Genomic DNA, 18,434 nt, shown 5'->3' with positions numbered 1-18,434 from the left:
TTCTTCAGTTATTACGACGCGCCGGTGAAACTGGTGGAAACGGCGGACGGAGGTGTCGCTGCCTGGCGACTCTCGAAAGAATCCGGCGGTTGGCTGCCCGTGAACAACTTGATCGACACTTTACTCTTCCCGCAAGGGGGCGACGTTGACCAGTTGACGCGCGACGAGTTCATTCAAACTGTCGAGCACGACCGCGGTTACTACCTTTCCGGTGAGGGTCCCATATTTGCGCTCTACGAGACGATCAAAGCCATTGCCGACTTGCAGATGCGAGAGCGTAGATATCCGAGTCCGGAGGAGGATGCCCTTGTCAAGGGGTTGAGGCGGCGGACGTTCGTCATGTTCGAGGAGGAGTTGCAGCAGGCGGGCGACCCCGGTGCGGACCCCACCATCGCCTCGTCCTAGCGACCGCCGGACGTACCCCCGCCGCCGCTGCCTTGGACGGCCACCTCCCCGTGTCGGCCGTCGCTGGTCGAGGTCCTGGTGCGAATCGGCCCCTCAAGGCCGATTCGCACCAAAAATCTACCATCCGGGGGCTGGGGCGTCGTCGGGGCCGAGGGAACCCGGTGGACGGGGAGGGCGGGGGTGTGGCTATTATTAGTCCGCGCCGCCCGGCCATGCCGGTCGGAGCGCATGGTGGCTGTAGCTCAGTTGGCAGAGCACCGGGTTGTGGTCCCGGTTGTCGTGGGTTCAATTCCCATCAGTCACCCCGGTTGTGGATCTCATCCACAGCACGTCAGGCCCCCTCGGGTGAGGGGGCCTGACGTGTCATAGGGGGCATGTAGGGGAGATCAGCTCCGGTCGCCTTCCTCGCGCCGAGCGATCCCCTCCGCCTGGCTGCACGGCTCTCATAGCCAGAACAGCAGTGACCCGCCCCGTCCTCCATGCAGGGACGGGGCGGGCCGCCACCGACGGAGAGCGCGTCAGGACCGGAAGCGTCGGCGTGCTGAGCGGCGCCTCGGCTTGCGGACGCCCGGCTCCGGGCCGTCGTCCTGCCCGGCAGCCTCCCTGTTGCTGCCCTTCCGTATGCCCGGGTTGTCGTTACGTGCCTTGAGGATTGCTGCCACCCCATCCTTGCCTCCCAGCATCCTGCCGACTGCCAGGAAGACCCCGCTCAGGGGAAGCGCACCCCCCGCTATCACCAGCGTCAGCCCCCGCAGATCCAAGGGGTTTGCCTGGGCGTACTCCGTAACGAAGCGGAAGTAGGCGTACATGTAGATCCCCAAGGCTGATGTGATCGTCGCCAACAGCGCCAAGCCCAGAACGAAGAGGCGCCTGCCGGTAGCGAAGTAGTTGAAGATCATTTTTCACACCTTCCACTCGCCTGCACTGTCTGTGCACGGCTGCGTCCTTCCTGCCCGAACGCACCATCGTGCATGGATTTGACTGTGCGGGTTACTGGCAGGTTCATCAGGTGTGGGTGCTCACCAAACCCAACTAGAACCTTTGTTGGTTCCATACAAATTGCGCCCGCCGGCCGAAGTTGTGCGGGGCGCTCTGTGTCGGGGGTGGTCAGGCGGCGAGGGGCGAGCTGGCCGACGCACGAAGGCCCCCTCCAGGGGGGCCTTCGGCGTACGGGATGTCGGTCAGGCGGTCGGCTCGGCGCTGGGGGACTCGCCGGCGTCGTCGGGGGTGGCCTCGGCGCTCGGGCTGGCGGCGGCGTCCGGGTCGTACGGCAGGGCGCTGCCCTTGACGTACTCGTCCCAGCTCATGTTCCAGTCGGTCCAGCCGTTGCCGTTGGCGAGCTTGCGCTCGGTGCCCTTGACGGTGATCGGGTCACCGATGCGGGTGTTGTCGAACAGCCAGGCGCCGTCCTTCATCGAGACGTTCACGCAGCCGTGCGAGACGTTGACGCGGCCCTGCACCCCCTCCGACCACGGGGCGGCGTGGATGAACTCGCCGCCCCAGGTGAGCCGCTGGGCGTAGTCGATCTTCGTGCGGTAGCCCTCCTCGGGGCCCAGCTCCTCGAGGGTGTCGAAGACGGTCTTGCGCAGCTTCTCGATGACCACCATCGTGCCGCTGGACGACGGGGTGCTCTTCTTGCCGAGGCTGACCGGCAGGGTCTTGATCACCTTGCCGTCCTTGGTGACCGTCATTCGCTTGGTCCTGTTGTCGACCGTCATGATCAGCGCAGGGCCGGTCTTGATGTCGACCGTCAGGTCGGCCCGGCCGTACCAGCCGCTGCCGAGGGGGAGGCCGCCGGCCTGGACGCGGTACGTGATGGTGCTGCCGGCCTTCCAGAACTCCTTCGGCCGGTACCGGATCTCGGTGGGGCTGACCCAGTGCCAGATCCCCTCCTGCGCGGGGGTGGAGGTCACCGTCATCCGGCGCTGCACGTCGTCACGGTAGTCCTCGGGGATGGCGCGGCTGAACTTGACGATCAGCGGCATCCCGACGCCGACGACCTGGCCGTCGCCCAGGAAGCTGCTGATCCGGATCTGCTTGGCCGGCTTGGCCATGGTCGTGAAGGTGCTGGTCACGCTCGCGGGCCTGCCGTCGTCGCCGGTCGCGCTGACGGTGGCGGTATACGTCTCGCCGTACTTCAGGGCGCCCTTGGGCAGCCAGCTCTTGCCGTCCGCGGACAGCGTGCCCTCGACGGCCTCGCCGGCGGAGTCCTTCAGCTCGACGGTGGTGTCCTTGGCGTCCTTCGTGGTGAAGGCGATGCCGGTGGACGCCGGCACGTCCTTGGCGTCGGCGGCGGGTTCGGTGATGGTGGCGGTCGCCTTCGGTGTGCCCTCTCCGCCACCGCCCTGCCAGCCCGGCGACTTGCCTCCGTCGCCGTCGGTGCAGGCGGAGGTGAGCGCCAGCGCGGCGGCGAGCACGCCCGCCGCGAACAGGCGCCGGCGACCTCCGCGCCGGATCAGCCGATCATGGGTTGCGCGCATGGTTCCCTCGCAGTCGTGATGCCCCGGTTCCTCATCGTCTCTCACTGACGCACAGGAACAGGTACCCGTTTCCGGGGGTGAAGTGAAACACGCGGACCGCGGTGTCCGAATGTGGATAGAAGCCGGGGTGCCGTTCGGGTACGGCAGAGGCGGGGCGCCCGGATCCGGGCGCCCCGCCCCCTGTGCGTTGCGCGGGTCAGGCCAGGGCCGGACCGGAGCCGCCCTTCGGCACCGGCAGCGCGCTGCCCTTGACGAACTGCGACCAGCTCAGGCTCCAGGCCGTCCAGCCGTTGCCCGGGGCGAGCTTACGCTCGGTCCCCTTGACGGTGATGGGGTCACCGATCTTCGTCTGGGAGAACAGCCACTTCGCCTGCACGGTGGAGACGTTGACGCAGCCGTGCGAGACGTTCTGCCGCCCCTGTACGTGCTCCGACCAGGGCGCCGCGTGGATGTACTCGCCGCCCCAGGTCAGCCGCTGGGCGAAGTCGATGTTCGTGACGTACCGGTTGGCCGGGTCCGGGTCGTCCCGGGTGTCGAAGACCGTCGACTCCTTCTTCTCCATGACGACCATCGTGCCGCTGGAGGACGGGGTGCTCTTCTTGCCCAGGCTCACCGGGATGGTGCGGATGAGGTTGCCGTCCTGGTAGACGGTCATCCTCTTGGTGGCGTTGTCGACCTTCATCTCGAACGCCCGGCCGATCTTGGCGGTGGCGCTCCGGTCGACGTTGCCGTACTTGCCGTTGCTGAGCGGGATGCCGGCCAGCGCGATCCGTACGGTGATCGTGGTGCCGGGCTTCCAGTACTTCGGCGCCCGGTAATAGGCCTGCGTGCCGTTGTCCACCCAGTGCCAGGCCCCCGGCTGCGGCGGGTCGGTCCGGACGAACATCCGCTTCTGTACGGCGGCCCGGTCCTTCTTGGGGATGCCCGGGTGGAACTCGGTGACCACCGGCATGGCCACGCCGTACGTCCTGTCACTGAACAGGTAGAGCCCCGAGGCGATCATCGACTTCGGCTTGGCCATCGTCGTGAAGGTGCTCGTGCCCTGCCGGATGTCGCCACCCTCACCGGCCGCGGTGACGGTGGCCGTGTAGCGGGTGCCGTACTTCAGGGGGCCGTTCGGCACCCACGAGGTGCCGTCGGCGCGCCACCGCCCCTCGACCTTGGCGCCACTCGCGCTGGTGAGGGTGACCTCGGTCGCCTTGCCGCCGTTCGGGATCTCCGCGGAGATCTCCGTGCTGACGGGCCGGTTCTTCGACCCGTCCGCGGGGCTGACCGCGAGCGCCGGACCGCTCGTGGCTGTGCCGTCAGGCGCCGCCCCTGCCCCCGGAGAGGCGCTGCCGCCGTCGGCTGAGGCGCCGCCGACGAACTCCGGCTTCTTCTGGTCGTCCGTGCACCCCGTGAGTGCCAGCGACGCCATCAGGGTCAGGGCGCCCACCATCGCCCCGGCCCGCGCGAACCTGCCCATTCCCACCTCTGTTCTCGCGTACCTGGCGCACATCGTGCCGCACGGCACCCATGTGGTACCGCCCGCAGCCGCCACCGCCGGTGGTTTTAGTAGGTTATGCCCGGAAAGCGTGACCGAAGAGGGGAGCCGGGGATCGGATTGGAACCCCGCCTGAGGGCCATGCTAGTGTTCTCCCCGTTGCCAGCGAGCGCCGCTAGCTCAACTGGCAGAGCAGCGGACTCTTAATCCGCGGGTTCGGGGTTCGAGTCCCTGGCGGCGCACCAGCAGTAAGAGGCCCTGACCTGGTGGTTCACACCGGGCCGGGGCCTTTTTCGTGTCCGCTGTCGGTGGGTGGTCGCTCGGTGGGTGCTCTGGAGCCGTTGGACCGTTTGGGCAACCGGTAGACCTGGTGCCATGACGGCCTATCCGAACATGGTTCCGGTTGGATCGGCGCTGATCATCGTTCAAGCATGTCCGATGGAAAGAGGCACGCCCAGCGTCTGCGTGGAGTCGGCTTCGCCCTACTGCCTTTTACCCCTACGCTGGCGGCATGAGGGAACCCAGCGCGGACCGGGCCTACGCCACACCTGACGACCTTGCGGTGTCGGCGGTGCTGCCGGAACTGCTGCGGAGTGTGCGGGAGGGCCAGGTCGTCTACCTGAGTGAGCGGGACGAGCCGGTGGCCGCTGTTGTCCCGCTGGAGGTGGCGAGGGCGGGCCTGGCGGCTCTGGGAAGGTCCGTCGAGCGGGCCAGGTGACGGTTGGTAGGCGTTGATGCACCGGCATACGGCAGCGCCGGCAGAGTCGATCCCTGACGAGATCCGAGCGGACGTGGAGACGCTGTGGCGCTACCACGACATGCGCCACGCTCTGCGCCCGTGCGACGTGGGAATCGGGCTGGGCAGCCATGACCTCGGCGTCGCGGTGATCGCAACGCGTCTGTTCCACGAGGGCCTGTTCCCGTGGATCGTGTTCACCGGCGCGAACGCGCCGACGACGGTGGAGCGGTTCCCTCGCGGCGAAGCGGTGCACTACCGCGAGTACGCGGTCGAGCAGGGAGTGCCGGCGGAGTCGATCCTCGTGGAGCCGAGCGCGACGAACACCGCCGAGAACCTGGAGTACTCACGTGCACTCCTGGCCGAGCGGCAGATCACGGTCCGGTCGGTGCTGATCATGTCGCGGCCGTACCAGCAGCGCCGGGCGTACGCCACATGCAAGCTGATGTGGCCGGAGGTCGACGTGGTGTGCGCGTCGAATCCTTTGGAACTGGACGACTACGTGCGCAGCATCGGTGACCCGCGGCGGGTGGTGAACATGCTGGTCGGGGACACGCAGCGGATCGAGGTATACGCGGAGCGCGGGTTCGCGATCCCGCAGGAGATGCCGGACGAGGTACGGGTTGCCTTCGAGCGCCTGGTTGCAGCCGGCTACACGAGCCGGCTGATCTGAGAATATCCCGGACGAGATCGCGGGAGAGCCGGTGGTAGCGCACCTGGTCCGGGCCGATCACTTCGGCGTCCAAGAGCGCGCCGAGGGCGTCGTCGATGCGGTTCCACCGCGCCAACGCTCGTGCGGTCTCGATGGCGTGGCGGACCTGCCGCTCGATGGGCATGGCACCGGTATGAAGGGGCGCACCAATGGCGATGGCGCGCTGCACGTCGCCGAGCTCCATCGCCACGGTCGTCTTGTGGATCGACACGTTGGTGGGTCCGAAGGCGGTCCACACGTGATTACCGTCGGCACCGAGCCGGGTCGCTGCGGCGTCGGCTGCGGCAATGTGTGTGCCTGCGAAGGCGCGGTCGTCGTCCCGGGCTGCGGCGAGCGCACAGACCAGGTGCAGGCTGCCGTAGACCGACAGTAGCTGCGGCGTGGGCCTGGTCAGCCGTGGTTCGAGGAACTGCGCCGCGGTGGCGGCGAGGCCACGAGCCTGCGCGTATTCGCCGATCGAAACCAGGGAGTGCGCGGCGGAGCGGCTGAGTGAGCCGATAACGACGTGGTCCTAATCAAGCCACACCCTTACGGAGATGTAGCTAGCCGTCGGGTTGCGCTCAGACTCGCTGAGTCGCCACCGGACCTGGTGCTCATGCTCGGCCAAGCCCGTGCTGGCCTCGTCATGGACCCACCCCATGCCGCGGGCGTACTGGTCGAGATCATCGATAGCGAACAGGTCGCTGCGATAGCTGTCCGGCCAGACCGCGAACAGCCGCGACTGCCCCGTTAGGGGCCCGCTGGTAGGCAGCCGCATCAACGCCCTGCGACACCGACCCATCGGCGGTCACCTCGATGTAGCACATCGTGCCGAGCCGGTACGGAAACTCGGCGCCTATCGCCCCAGCGCTGCGCGGACTGGCCAATGCGCAACCTCCCACTCGCTTCGATGCACCCCGTCGGCCACAAGTCTCAACCCTCCCGCGCAGTCGAGCAAGCCATGCTCGACCTCATGAAAGCCGGCGTCAAGACCACACGGCGAGCCGGTGCAGGGCTTTTGGCCGCCGGCGTGCAGATAAAGGTCATCTCCAACCGGCTCCGCCACTCCAGCCCACACTTCACCGCCAAGTTCTACGGTGACGTCCTGCCGGAGCTATCCCACGCCGCCGCCGAAGCAACCGCATCTGTCGTCCCTCGGAGGCGCGGCTCGACGCGGCCGGCGTAGACCCGGAGGCTGCAACCCGTCGTCGTCGGCAGCGGCGGCCAGCCGGCACCTCGTCGGCTGCCTTGAGCCGGGCGGCACCCGGTACGGCGGATCCTTTGCCGGGCAGGGAACCGTTCGACTCGGAGGGCCGGAGACATCGGCGGCTAATCGTCGATGGGGCGTAAACCAGCGCCCCGGGCTCCGCCACCGTCGGTGTGGTCGGCGGGCGTCGTTTCCGATCAGTCGAGCAGGTCCCGCATAGCGGAGATGAACCGTTCCTCGCGATTCCGGCCGCGTTGCCGTTCCCGCTGGATCCATTCCTTGCCCTCAGCGGCGACACCCTCGAGGACGTGGAGGGTGGTCGTGAGGCCGCTGGCGTCCAGGGCCGCTTCCGACAGGGTCAGCGGGCTCTCACCGTCCTGCAGCTTGTCCGTGCTGGCCTCGGTCACGTTGACCGTGGTGAGTTCGCCGTTGACCAGCGCCAGCTCGAAGGTCCGGGCGTATTTGTCCGACTCGGCCACCCGTACGGCGGCCACGGCCTCGAACCGGTAGTTGGCCCGGCGCAGGTTGTGGAAGGTCGCCTGCTCGAAGTCGAGCTGGGCACTCATCTGCCGCACGCCGTCAGGGGTGAGCAGGAACACCAGCAGTTCGTACCGGCCGTACCGCCAGGGGCCGTTACGGACCCGTCCCCGTTTCATGTAGGGCTTGGCGGGTGCCTCGATGACCGCGTAGGCGATCACGTCGGTCGGGCAGAGCTTGTAGTGCGCCATCGCCTTGTCGATCAGGAGTCGGCAGTCGCAGTCCAGCCAGGCCGCCATCTCCGCGTCCTCGGGCTTGCTGGCAAGTTTGCGCGTCCACCGCTCGTGGGCCGCCCAACTGTCGGCCATCCGCTGGTCGTACTCCGTCTGGTCGGCGGCGAAACGTCGACATTCGAGCACGATCCGCGACCAGCCCCGCACCGCGGGCCAGGCGGCGACGAGCAGGACGACCGTGGCGGCCACACCGGTGAGAGGTTTCTGGGGCAACGCGGTGGCGATCACCAGCAGCCAGCACGCCGCCGCGACGAGGCCGCCGAGGACGACGAGCGCACGGGTACGGACCGGGGTGCGCAGCTGCTCGCGGTAGGCCCAAAGGGTACCGTTGGTCCACCGGGTCTTGAGGTCGCCGACGCGGTGGCGGATCAGCCAGGCGATCTCCTTGTCACCGACCCGGGTCTCCCGGTAGACCTCGACGATCTCGTCCCTGAGGTGGCGGCGAATGCCGGCGGTCAGGTTCAGCCACTCGGCCCGGTCGATTCCCTCGGGGACGTACCGTCCAGCGTACTGCTTGAAGAGCCGGTCGACCCGGTTGGCGAAGCCGCCGGACGGGGCCGCCTTCCGTTGCTGGGGAGGCCGGTGCACGGCGTCCTTGGCCCGCCGCCGTTCCACGTTGAAGCGCCACGCGGCACCGTGGACCGCGCAGAGGTAGCCAGCTCCGATCGACAGCAGCGGCGCCATCATCGGTCCGACCCGGCCGGATGTGAAAACGACCCAACAGAGCCAGCCAGCCGCCGTGGCGGCCATCACTGTCGTGACGACCGCCAGGGCGATGTCCCGGCCGGTCGTGGCCACGGGAACGGGCTGCCGGGCGCGTGGGTTCGCGGGCGCCGGGTAGAAGAAGCGCCACACCCGCTCAGAGCGAGCGTTGGCGCGTTGGGCTTTCTTGGCGTCGGCCACGCTGATCGTCCACATCTCGTCCTCGACCGGGCCGCTGAGGAACAGCTGGAGATGCCGCACGATCTTTTCCCGGAGCAGCGGGTCCAGACTGGCGAGCTCCTTGCGGACGAGCCGGCGCAGCTCCGGTTGCTGGGAGTCCAGGGCGTCCAGTAGCCGGCTGATGACCCGTAGACCGTCGGCCCAGACGTCCTGCCTGTGCAGCGGGAGCCGGCTACGGGCCGCGCTCAGTTTGGCGATGTCCTCGTCGGACAGTTGACGCAGGGTTCGGCCGCTCATTACGGCCAGCAGCCAGTGGAACCAAGCCTCACTGCTGGTGTGTCCGCTCATCAGGACGTCGTAGATGAGCTCTCCCGCCTTGTGGGGCATCCCGCCGTTGAGGTAGTTCACGCCGACCCGCAGCTTCTCCTCCGGCCCCGCGCCAGGTGGGAGGAAGTAGACGGTGATGTCGCCGTGCACCGATTCCGCCTGGACGCCCACGTTCGGGGCGTTGTCGTGGGCGGGCATGGTGACCTGCCGCGCCGTCACAGCGCGCCCTGGCTTATCGCGATGACGGCGGCGACCTTCGCGGCCAGTTCGGCCACGTCCCCGACCAGCCCGCGGAGCCGCTTGAGTGCCACCACCAGCTTGCTGCCGTCGCGCGGGTCGTCGAGCGCTTTGTCGGCGGCGGTGAGTTCGGTCTCGGCCGCCTCGTAGGTCGGCTGGTCCAAGTGCCCCAACCGGTGCGCCCGCCACAGCTCGTCCCGCAGCTCGGCGAGCTGGCTGGGCAGATCCGAGGGTGCCGACGGCGGCGCGCCACCCACCCAGACGTCGCCGTGAATATGGCCGGCCTGTACGCCCACCTGTGCCGCACCGCTGGCGGTATTACTTACCGCGGAGCTCATCGTCGGGTTCCTCCTCGTGTCGACCTGAGTTCGGGGTGAACTGGTATGGGCCTCCCGTACCAGCTCGACGGCGAGGGTGATGGCGAAGGCTGCGGCGTTGGCCACCGCCTTCGGCTGCCAGCTGGCGCCGTCAGTCGTGGTCTTCGTGCCGTCGGCGCGGTCGCTGATGCCCCGCACAACGACGACCGGTGAGCCGTTGAGGTGGCCCGCCTGTGCGACCCCGGCCGCTTCCATCTCGATGGCCAGCGCGTCGTTGTAGTGCTGCCGCACCCAGCGGGCGTGGTCGGACACCGTGGAGTCCTGCACCACCTCGCCGGCGGCGATCGGCCCGAAGTGCACTCGCGGAGTCGTCCCGCCCTGAGCCAGCTGTGTGGTCCAGGCGCCGGTGCGGACCAGGTGTCGCGCGATCTGGTCCGGGCCGTGGGCAATCTCCCACACCCGGGGCCGGGCCTTGAGACCGTCGTCCTCGCTCGTGCCGCCGTGGTAGGCGTAGACGTGGGTAGCGACGACGACGTCGCCGAGCGCGAGTTTTCCCCGCAGTGCGCCCGCCACACCGACGAACAGCACGGCGACCGGATCGAACTCGGCGATCGCCCGCTCGGCTAGCACGGCCGCCGGATGGTTGCCCTTGCCGACGAGGCCGAGGGCCACCCGGCAACGACGGTCGGCCAGCCAGCCGATCTCGAACCGGGTCCCCGCCCGGTGCCGGTGCAGCTGTGGGTCGGTTAGTTTCTCGCGGACCGCCTCGTACTCCAGATCCAGTGCGGTCAGGATCACTACGACGTCGTCTGTCACTGGTCTTCTCCTCGTTCAGTCCGGTCCGGGCGGACCATGGGCGGATACAGGACAGTGGTCGGACCGGCACGGAAAAGCCGGGCTGGTCGCCCGCCTTCTGTCTTCCTGGTGGGTCCCGCCGGAATCACGAAACCGCGTACTCCCTGCACCTTGCGGTAGAAATTGCGGGCGTCGAGGCGGGTGTCCCACACGGCTTCGTAGACCCGTTGCAGCTCGGAAAGGGTGAAGGTCGGTCCGCAGAAAGCGGTGGCGAGGGCGGTGCTTTCCAACTTGGCGCAGGCGCGTTCCACCCCGTCGATCACGATCCGCAGATGGTCGAAGGCGAGGGGAATTGAGGTGTCGAGCACCTGGTCGACGGGTGTCCAGCGGGCGTCTGCAGCATCTGTACCCGCCACCGGTTCCGGAAGCCGGGGAGCGATCGCCAGGTGGGCCACGGAGACAACCCGACCACGTGGGTCACGGCCCGGGTCGCCGTACACCGCGAGTTGCTCGAGGTGCAGCGTCCCGGCGTCGAGACCGGCCTCCTCGGACAATTCCCTCGCCGCCGCGGCCAGGATGTCCTCCGAGCGGTCCCGGAGGAAACCGCCGGGCAGGGCGAACGCCCCCTGGTACGGCTCGTGACCGCGCTCCACCAGCAGAACATGGAGACGGTCCGCGCGCAGGGTCAGGATCACCAGGTCCACCGTGAGCAGCACGCTTGATGACTGCCATCGATCTCGCATACCACTCACGCTACCTTCTTGTCGGATCGACAAGAAGTGCCTGTGTCCGGAAATTTACTTCGCGTTGCCGAGCGCCTTCGCCGAGATTGGGGGGCCAAGGCTTGAGGCTGGTGATTCGAGGATCTTGCAGTTTCGGTGGTCGAGGGGTAGCGAGGCCTCTGGCTCTGGGTAAATCGGGCAGGCGGTAACCAGGGCCGCTCACTGGGCGCGGCTGCGTACCTTCCCGGCTGGCTGCCTACTACCATTGAGGCGCCCAGCGTCCACTTGACTGGTCCAGCCGCACCGATCCGGCTTGCCGTTCGGCTCCGGTTGGGGATTCGGTGCGTAGCAGCGCCAGTACCAGCCCTGAGCCTTGGTGCGGCGCAGGTCGACTTGGGCGCCGCCGCACCGCCCGCAGGCCGGCGGATGCGCGAACGTCTGCGCCCGCTCATGTTGTAGGAGCTTGCGGGCGAAGCACTTACCCTGCATCACCAGCATGACCTCACGGCTGTCGCTCTGCGACAGAACGTTGAGACTGCCCAGCAGCACCAGCCGCTCGTCGACGACGACGATCTCCTGGTGCATCTTGTAGACCTCCACGACCGTCGTGGCCACGCGCCGCAGCGCCATTACGTGTTCCTGCGCGGTGTCGGTCTTCTGGCCGGTGTCACTGGGGTCGCGTACGAACACCACGACCGTGACGCCGCGACCCACCGCCTCGGCCAGGAGCGGTAGGACCGACCGCATTCGGTCGCGTGTCCACGGCGCCCAGATCCAGATCGAGTGCTTCGCGGCGCGCAAATGCTCGGCGAACGTGTCGTAGAACTGCCGCTCATCCTGGATGTTGGCGACCCGGACGTGCTGGGCGAGGATCTCGGACAGTTCGCTACCGACCGGCCCGAGCACGACATCACGGCGGGTGTCCTGTGGTCCGCTGATCCCAGCGATCAGCTGGTGAGCCTTCACCGTGCGAACGGTCTTCGAGGCGAGCAGCGCGGCGACATGCCCGAGCGGGGTGCCGGGGGTAGCGTCGGCGATGCGGCTACGGCTGCCGAGGAAGTACAGCCGCGTCTTGGTTCGGGTGACAGCGACGGTGAATAACCGGAAGCCTTCACGAGGGAAACCGGGTCGATCGGCGCGGGCCTGAGCCATCCATCGTCGGTCGGTGTGGTCTTCGACGAGATCGAACACCACCACGTCGAACTCGCGGCCCTGGAACCGGTGGGCAGTGCCGACCTCGGTCGGATTCCCTTGCCCGGACTCATGGTCACGGAATGCTTCAAGGGTGGCCTCAGCCTGATGTTTGTACGGGGTGACCACGCCGACGTCCTCCCCGCGACCCTGGTGGTAGTCGGCAAGCACCCTGGCCAGCAGCGCGCCGATCGGCCACCATCCGGCTGTCCTGCTGGTGGCCCGAACCCGGGCCAGATCATCGGCGCCGTCGGTGTCAACTAGGACGATCTCTGGGTCGTCTGGGTCATGAGCGCGGACGGCCTTGCCCGGTTTGAGCTGGCCGTCGTAGGCGATCGCGTTGGCTAAGCCCATGATTTCGGGGCCAAAGCGGTGCTGGATGTCCAGGGTCGTGCAGCCGAGATTGGCACGGGCGTCAGCGGCTGTGGTGATACCGCACAGCGCGAACACGTCGCGGTGCAACCACCGCTGCACGGCTGGGTCCTTGCTGCGGTCGAGAGCGTTAGGGATGACAGCGCCGAGTTGGAGGAAGTCACCGAGCAGCACTGCCGTGGTCCTGGCTCGCGATACCGCCAGCAGCACCTCAGGCACTGTCGCGGCGCCGACTTCGTCGACGAGGACCACGTCGTACGGTCCGTCGAGCACGACCTTGCTCAGCCGCAACCGGGCCAGGGTCGTGGCCACCACCCTGGCCTTTGCAATGACCTCGTTCTCGGCGTTACGGCGCAACCGGTCAAACTCCTCCTGCGCTTTCGCATACTGCCGCTCAAGGTTGGCCCGATGCGGCACCACCGAGGCGATCCTGTCTCGGAGCCGCAGCATTCGCTGGTACCGGCCGGGTAGCTCGGCCTCATTGGCGCGGCGCACCGTGGCCCGGTCCTCGTCGGTGGCCTGCGGGCCGGCCTCGGCCGCGAGGAGCGTGTCGTGCAGCCCTCGATGGCGGGCATCGCTCTCCGATACCTGCGCCGCAGCCACGTCGCGCTCTTGCCGGGCACGGTCTACTGCAGCCAGCCGGTGCGTGATCTGTTCCGCAGTAAACCGGACTCGGGCGTGCAAGACGGCGATCCGGTCGGCTGCGTCGCCGCGGAAGCGTTGCAGCAACGCGCGGTGGTCCTGGGCGGTGCGCTCGGTCCGGTTGGCTGCATCCCGCTGGTTTTGGACGGCCTTTACCAACCCGGTGATCGCGTGGCGGTTGCGCCACCGGGCCAGGCGGGAGCCGCGCTGCAGGTCGTGCAGCTCGCTCTCCAGCCGGTTGAGCTGGTCGCGGGCGGTCAAGGCGTCCACCGCAACTCGGTCCGCCGCTCGCTGGGCATCGGTTACCTGGCGTTCCAGGTCGTCAATGCCGGCAAGAGCGGTCCGGCTGTCGGCGGTCTGCGCCATCGCTGCCTCGGCCTCGGCGAGCGCGGCCTCCGACCGGCGTAACGCCTGTATGCAGGTCTCTGAATGTCGGGCGGCTGCCTGGACCTGCTTAGCGAGCAGCGGAATCCGGTCAGTCGCCGCAATCAGCTCCCGAGCCCGCGCGTCGGCCTGCGGGTCGAACCCGGCCAGCGCTTCCTCCTCGGCTGCCAGCCGATCACCATCCTCCTTTAGCGCCACTAGCTGCCGGTTGAGTTCCTCGCGGCGGTGGTCAACCTCGGCAAGCCGGGCGCGGACGAGGTGGGTCAGCGACACCTGCGGGTTGTTGGCGATCTCAGCCAGGTGTGGAGTGCCGACCCGGACCAAGTCACCCGGTTGGTGAGCGCGGTTGCGCAGCACCCCGGCAACGGCGTTGTCGACGGCGATGTTCGTCGACGACACGAGCAGAACCCGCTTGCCGGCTGCGACCAGTGAGCTGATGGCCTCGCTGAGCACCCGAGTCTTGCCGGTCCCCGGCGGCCCCCAAACCAGCCGCACCCCGGGGGTCAGACACGAGGTGTACGCCTCACACTGGGCGGGCGAGAACCCGGCGAGAGACTGGACCGTCCGTGGCGGCGGCGTCAACCGCCCGGCAGCCAGTTCGTGGGCCAGGCCTGTGTCGCCTAAGGCGCGCAGCCCGTCACGCAACTGACTGATCAGGAAGCCCTCCGGCCGCCGGCTCTGCCACAGGCTCGCCTCGGGCAGGTCGACGAACTCTGCAACCCGTACCCGCAGCAGCCGCCCGTCTTGGACCACCTCCAGCGGCGAGTAGCCCTCCCCGGGTCGCGGCGCCGTGGCTTCGGCCAGTCGCAGGTCATCGATTTGTTCTGGGTCGATCCGCTGGTCGCGGACGTCTACGGCGTACCAGCCCGACGCCGCCTCCTGACGGGCTCGACCGATGAGTTTTAGGTTCGGCCGGCCGTGGCGGCCGACGGTACCGCCACCGCCTCCGACCGCCTCGATCCAGCGCTCGACCGCAGCGCAGACGTCGTCGCGCCAGTCCGGCACACACACCCCCAGGGCAGCCACAATCTCCGCATTAAGGAAAGACTATCTTCGATCACCTACCGTGAGGCTGCGATGTCGCGTTCTTGTCATGCTCGGCACCGTTGGACGGACGCGGGCAAAGAACGACAACCGCGAGAGCAGGCACAGCCCTAACATTGACCGGTCCAACACACCCCGGGTCAACGAGATTCGGCGATGGTAGACGTTCGTCCACCTACTGCCGAGCCGTAACGCCTGCGTGTAATGGGCAGCGTGCCGTCCACGGATGTGCGGATTGGTGCTCGGCGGGTGCTCGGGGCGCCATGGACGGGGCTGTGGTCCGGTGGACTGACTGGGACGCCGACGCAATCGATCCGGGCCCTGAACGCGAACAGATGGGCTCACGCGACCCGGCTGGACCCAATGACTCGACCAAGATTAGGCTCTTACTAATCCGCGGGTTCGGGGTTCGAGTCCCTGGCGGCGCACCAGCAATCAAGGCCCTGACCTGGCGTTTCACGCCGGGTCGGGGCCTTTTTCGTGTCCCCGCCGACGGCCGGGTGCTCGCTGGGTGCTCGGGAGCGGTTGGACGGTTCCGGCAAGCCATGGACGCGGTGCCGTGACCGTGGACGCATGGGTCGGCCTGGCTCACGCCAGCATGGTCTGGCTGCCGCGGCGTTCCAGCCTGGCGACGGTTGGGGGAGCTTCGACGTTCACTGTCAGCGATGGTCGTCGTGGTGGCTCCGACGCGACGGCGTGTCTCCTTTGAGTCGGCGAGGCGCGGCTTTGGGGGTGCCTTTCGATGATCGTTGCCGGGGCACGACCAGTTCTTAGAGATCAACTAGAGGCCGCCTGGCTTGCCCGTATCGCGACTTTCAGCATCAGCTTTTCGGTTGATTGTTTGAACAGTGATCTCCAAAATCGGCCTCAAAACCCCGTTTTAGAGACGCGGGTGCTCGCACGGCGGCGACAGGGCCTCGCCTGACGGTCGCTGAGAGCGTCGGTTCCGGTGACGGCTGTCTCGGTGTGGCAGGGCCGGAAGTCGGTTCGCTGACCACCTTCCGTTACTTGCGAAACCGTGTGTCCGGCTGCCCGTGTGTCAGGGGATCATCGGGGGATGGGTGACCATGCGGCCGTGCGGCGGTTGCCGCCACGGCGGTGGCGGATCCTGTCGTTCCTGGCGCAGCACGGTTCGACGTCGACGCTCGATGTGGCGTTGGTCTGTGACGTGTCGAGGCTGACGGCCCATCGGGACTTGGCCTGGCTGTACGAGGCGGGGCTGGTACGTCGTAGGCGCTCCGAGGAGGACCGCACGCACACCTGGTGGTACGAGGTCACGGCCGCGGGGGTCGAGGTGCTCCGCCGCGACCTGACGGCGTCGGGGCTGCCGGTGCCTTTGCGGCTGGGCCGGCGGCGTCCGAGCCTGGCGGATGCCCTGCTGTTCCTGCCGCTGCTCGAGGTGTCACGGCGGAACCCGGGGCGGTGCGAGCTATTCCAGTGGCTGGCGACCATGGAGACCTCGGCGTGGCTGCGCCAGCACGACCTGGCGCACCTGCGGGCCGACGGCTATGGAGTCTGGCTGGAGGACGGGCGGTGCCTACGGTTCCTGGTGCACGTCGATTCTGGACCGGTTGGCGACGCTGTCGCCGAGCGTGAGAAGCGGTCGTCGGGACTTGGTGGGCTGCTGGCCGGGTACCGGCGTAACGACCCGGCGGTTCCGGTAGGAGCGGTTTTGGTCATCGCTCAGGACGCCGAGCGTGAAGAGCAACTGCTGGCGGACCTGGACCGTGAGCCGTTACGAGCGCGGATAGCTGTGACTGCGAGTGAGATGTTGTATCGGCATTGGCCCCATGACCAGGTGTGGAGGCTGCCCGAGGGCGGCAACGCCAGGCGGCTGACGGACCTAACGGTGGACCGGTCACCGTGAGGGCCCATCGTGAGGGTTCCGTGCGCGGCGGCAGGCCTCGACTCTGTGGGTGGATGTTTATTGGCGTCGACCCCATGTTGACTTGATGTCACGGGGTGAATGCGTTGAGCTGCTTATCGGTGGAATAGGTCGGCCGGGCGGGGGTGGTCGTGGGCATACAGGTGGATCCCGAGTGGTGGAGTTCGGGAGTCTGGAACGGCCGGCCAATCGGTGAGTTTCTGCGCCGGCGCGACGTGGCTGCTGTCTTCCGGTTCCTCCATGCTCGCGGTGTGTCCTACGGCAGGATCGCGGCGCTCGTCGGCGTCTCACCCAACCGTGCCGCGGAAATCGCGAAGGGCGTCCGGCAGGTCACGGCCTACGAGGTGCTGGAACGGATCGCGGTCGGCCTCAGCATCCCGCGTCCGGCCATGGGTCTCGGCCGGCACGAGGACGCTGGTGGGGCGCAGGACGGCAGCCGTGCGTCCAGTGTGGGTGGCGGGGCGGGCCAGACGCTGGCCGGTGAGGGGGCCAGCGTGGAGGTGAGCAGTCTTGCTCGGCTTTGTCTGGAACTGGACGAGGCCCTTGCGTCGGCGAGTGTCGCTCCGCGGCATCTTGATTTGATTGAGGAATCGGCCGGCGAGCACATGCGGGTGTACCCGTCTGCTTCGCCCCAGGTGATGTTGTCGTTGTTGGCCGCTGACTGCCGGGAGATTCAGGTCCTGTCGCGTCGGAGGCAGCCGGCGGCAGTCCAGGCCCGGTTGTCGGGGGCGGCGGCACTGCTCGCGACGATGTGCGCCGATGCGTTGATGCGGCTGGGTGATGTGGCTGAGGCCCGGTGGTGGTACCGCACGGCGATCCATGCGGCGGATGACAGCGGGCAGGCCTGGTTGAGGGTGCTGGTGCGGGCGCAGGCAGCGATGCTGCCCTATTACTACGGAGATCCGCGCCAGACCGTTGCTATCGCTGAGGCGGCACTGGCGGCAACTCCGACCGCTTCGTCGTCAGGTGCCTTGGCGGCGGCGGGCCGGGCGCGTGCCTTGGCCCGGGTCGGGGCCACGGAGCAGGCGCGGTCGGCCATCGACCAGGCACGCCGGATGTTCGACCAGGCCGGCGATGGGGACACCGACGTGGCGTTCAAGTTTCCGGCGAAGCGTCTGCTGCTCTACTCCTCCGGGACGTACACCTGGCTCGGTGACACGAGTGAGGCGTACCGGGTCCAGGACGAGGCGTTACGGCTGTACGGAGCGGCTCCGGCAGCGCCGATCGACGTGGCGCTCATCGCCCTGGACAGATCGATGTGCCTGGCCCGTGACCTGCGGGCAGCCGAAGCGGCGGTGACCGCGCGCGAGGCCGTCGCGGACCTGCCTGAGGCGCAACGGACGGAGATCATCCTGACCAGGGCCACCGATGTGGCGTCGGTAATCCCCGAGAGGTACCACCGCGGTGAGGTGGCCGCATTGACGGACTACGTGCAGGTGTGCCGCGAGCGCGCCCGTAGGCTTGGGACCACAGCCGCCGCACTCGGTCCCTAGGAGCCCCATGTTCGTCGAGGCGCGCACCCGACCGGTGCTCGCCGAGGTCTGTCGGCGCCTGGGCTACTGCGGCTCTGACGCGATCCTGCTCCGGCACCACAGCAACGCCGTCTACGCCGTCAACGACGTGGTGATCAAGATCGCCCCCGGTGATCTTGGCATCGAACGGGTGCGCGCCGTTGTAGCTGTGGTGGACTGGCTGACGACCCGACGGTTTCCCACGGTGGAACTTCATCCGGGCCTGGCCCAGCCATTAGAGGTGGGCGGGCACGCCGTAGTTGCGTCCGGCAGAGTGGTGTACGGCAGACCTGCAGATCAGAGCCGGTTTGACGTAGACGTGAGGCGGCCACCGCGTGATCATTCGAACTGAG

General features: G+C 67.9%; 12 protein-coding genes, 2 tRNA genes and 3 pseudogenes. 9 read left to right on the top strand and 8 right to left on the bottom strand.

Annotation, left to right across the window (positions count from 1 at the left end; all coding sequences use genetic code 11):
- Window positions 1–24 precede the first annotated feature (24 nt).
- On the top strand, window positions 25–405 hold the full coding sequence (locus tag ACGFIZ_RS13740) for a hypothetical protein (protein WP_347670820.1): 381 nt from the start codon (window positions 25–27) through the stop codon (window positions 403–405).
- A 231-nt stretch (window positions 406–636) separates the two neighbouring features.
- A tRNA-His gene (locus tag ACGFIZ_RS13735) sits at window positions 637–709 on the top strand.
- A 214-nt stretch (window positions 710–923) separates the two neighbouring features.
- Here ACGFIZ_RS13735 and ACGFIZ_RS13730 read toward each other — a convergent pair.
- The 3 genes from ACGFIZ_RS13730 to ACGFIZ_RS13720 form a co-directional block, all read right to left on the bottom strand.
- Complete coding sequence (locus tag ACGFIZ_RS13730; RefSeq protein WP_393419061.1) at window positions 924–1,304, bottom strand: hypothetical protein; 381 nt, start codon at window positions 1,302–1,304, stop codon at window positions 924–926.
- Between the two features lie 282 nt (window positions 1,305–1,586).
- On the bottom strand, window positions 1,587–2,885 hold the full coding sequence (locus ACGFIZ_RS13725) for an Ig-like domain-containing protein (protein WP_393419059.1): 1,299 nt from the start codon (window positions 2,883–2,885) through the stop codon (window positions 1,587–1,589).
- A gap of 196 nt (window positions 2,886–3,081) precedes the next feature.
- Complete coding sequence (locus ACGFIZ_RS13720; protein ID WP_393419057.1) at window positions 3,082–4,350, bottom strand: Ig-like domain-containing protein; 1,269 nt, start codon at window positions 4,348–4,350, stop codon at window positions 3,082–3,084.
- A 187-nt stretch (window positions 4,351–4,537) separates the two neighbouring features.
- Between ACGFIZ_RS13720 and ACGFIZ_RS13715 the strand changes: the two genes are divergently transcribed.
- From ACGFIZ_RS13715 to ACGFIZ_RS13705, 3 genes are all read left to right on the top strand, one after another.
- Window positions 4,538–4,613: transfer RNA gene (locus ACGFIZ_RS13715), tRNA-Lys, on the top strand.
- Window positions 4,614–4,879: 266 nt separating this feature from the next.
- A complete protein-coding gene (locus ACGFIZ_RS13710; RefSeq protein ID WP_393419055.1) occupies window positions 4,880–5,086 on the top strand; it encodes a hypothetical protein in 207 nt (68 codons plus the stop codon).
- 16 nt (window positions 5,087–5,102) lie between these two features.
- On the top strand, window positions 5,103–5,777 hold the full coding sequence (locus tag ACGFIZ_RS13705) for a YdcF family protein (RefSeq protein ID WP_393419266.1): 675 nt from the start codon (window positions 5,103–5,105) through the stop codon (window positions 5,775–5,777).
- Here the strand turns inward: ACGFIZ_RS13705 and ACGFIZ_RS13700 are convergent.
- Window positions 5,776–6,327 (bottom strand): annotated as a pseudogene (locus tag ACGFIZ_RS13700) (XRE family transcriptional regulator); the annotation flags it as partial. The gene ACGFIZ_RS13705 and the pseudogene ACGFIZ_RS13700 overlap by 2 nt on opposite strands.
- Before the next feature lie 483 nt (window positions 6,328–6,810).
- On the opposite strand from ACGFIZ_RS13700, the pseudogene ACGFIZ_RS13695 reads away from it, so the two are divergent.
- A pseudogene (locus tag ACGFIZ_RS13695) lies at window positions 6,811–6,981 on the top strand (site-specific integrase); the annotation flags it as partial.
- A 218-nt stretch (window positions 6,982–7,199) separates the two neighbouring features.
- On the opposite strand, the gene ACGFIZ_RS13690 reads toward ACGFIZ_RS13695, so the two are convergent.
- The 4 genes from ACGFIZ_RS13690 to ACGFIZ_RS13675 all read right to left on the bottom strand — a co-directional run bounded on the left by ACGFIZ_RS13690 (window position 7,200) and on the right by ACGFIZ_RS13675 (window position 14,667).
- Window positions 7,200–9,200, bottom strand: a complete 2,001-nt coding sequence (locus ACGFIZ_RS13690; protein WP_393419053.1) for a hypothetical protein — start codon at window positions 9,198–9,200, stop codon at window positions 7,200–7,202.
- The gene (locus ACGFIZ_RS13685) at window positions 9,197–10,351 is read right to left on the bottom strand and encodes a 5'-methylthioadenosine/S-adenosylhomocysteine nucleosidase (protein ID WP_393419051.1); all 1,155 of its coding nucleotides are present in this window, start codon (window positions 10,349–10,351) and stop codon (window positions 9,197–9,199) included. Before ACGFIZ_RS13685 ends, ACGFIZ_RS13690 begins: the two co-directional genes overlap by 4 nt.
- Window positions 10,348–11,073: an NUDIX domain-containing protein gene (locus tag ACGFIZ_RS13680; protein WP_393419049.1), complete on the bottom strand. Its 726-nt coding sequence runs from the start codon at window positions 11,071–11,073 to the stop codon at window positions 10,348–10,350. Before ACGFIZ_RS13680 ends, ACGFIZ_RS13685 begins: the two co-directional genes overlap by 4 nt.
- Window positions 11,074–11,271: 198 nt before the next feature.
- The gene (locus ACGFIZ_RS13675; RefSeq protein WP_393419047.1) at window positions 11,272–14,667 is read right to left on the bottom strand and encodes an AAA domain-containing protein; all 3,396 of its coding nucleotides are present in this window, start codon (window positions 14,665–14,667) and stop codon (window positions 11,272–11,274) included.
- 1,075 nt (window positions 14,668–15,742) lie between these two features.
- On the opposite strand from ACGFIZ_RS13675, the gene ACGFIZ_RS13670 reads away from it, so the two are divergent.
- The 3 genes and pseudogenes from ACGFIZ_RS13670 to ACGFIZ_RS13660 form a co-directional block, all read left to right on the top strand.
- Window positions 15,743–16,552 carry a DeoR family transcriptional regulator gene (locus ACGFIZ_RS13670; RefSeq protein WP_393419045.1) on the top strand — a complete coding sequence of 270 codons (810 nt, stop codon included), beginning with the start codon at window positions 15,743–15,745 and terminating at the stop codon, window positions 16,550–16,552.
- Window positions 16,553–16,695: 143 nt separating this feature from the next.
- A complete protein-coding gene (locus ACGFIZ_RS13665; RefSeq protein ID WP_393419043.1) occupies window positions 16,696–18,063 on the top strand; it encodes a hypothetical protein in 1,368 nt (455 codons plus the stop codon).
- A 7-nt stretch (window positions 18,064–18,070) separates the two neighbouring features.
- Window positions 18,071–18,358, top strand: a pseudogene (locus ACGFIZ_RS13660) (aminoglycoside phosphotransferase); the annotation flags it as partial.
- Window positions 18,359–18,434: the final 76 nt, after the last annotated feature.

The sequence above is a fragment of the Micromonospora sp. NPDC048830 genome, assembly GCF_043198215.1.
GTDB lineage: Bacteria > Actinomycetota > Actinomycetes > Mycobacteriales > Micromonosporaceae > Micromonospora.
This window is presented reverse-complemented; position numbering and strand designations above follow the sequence as displayed.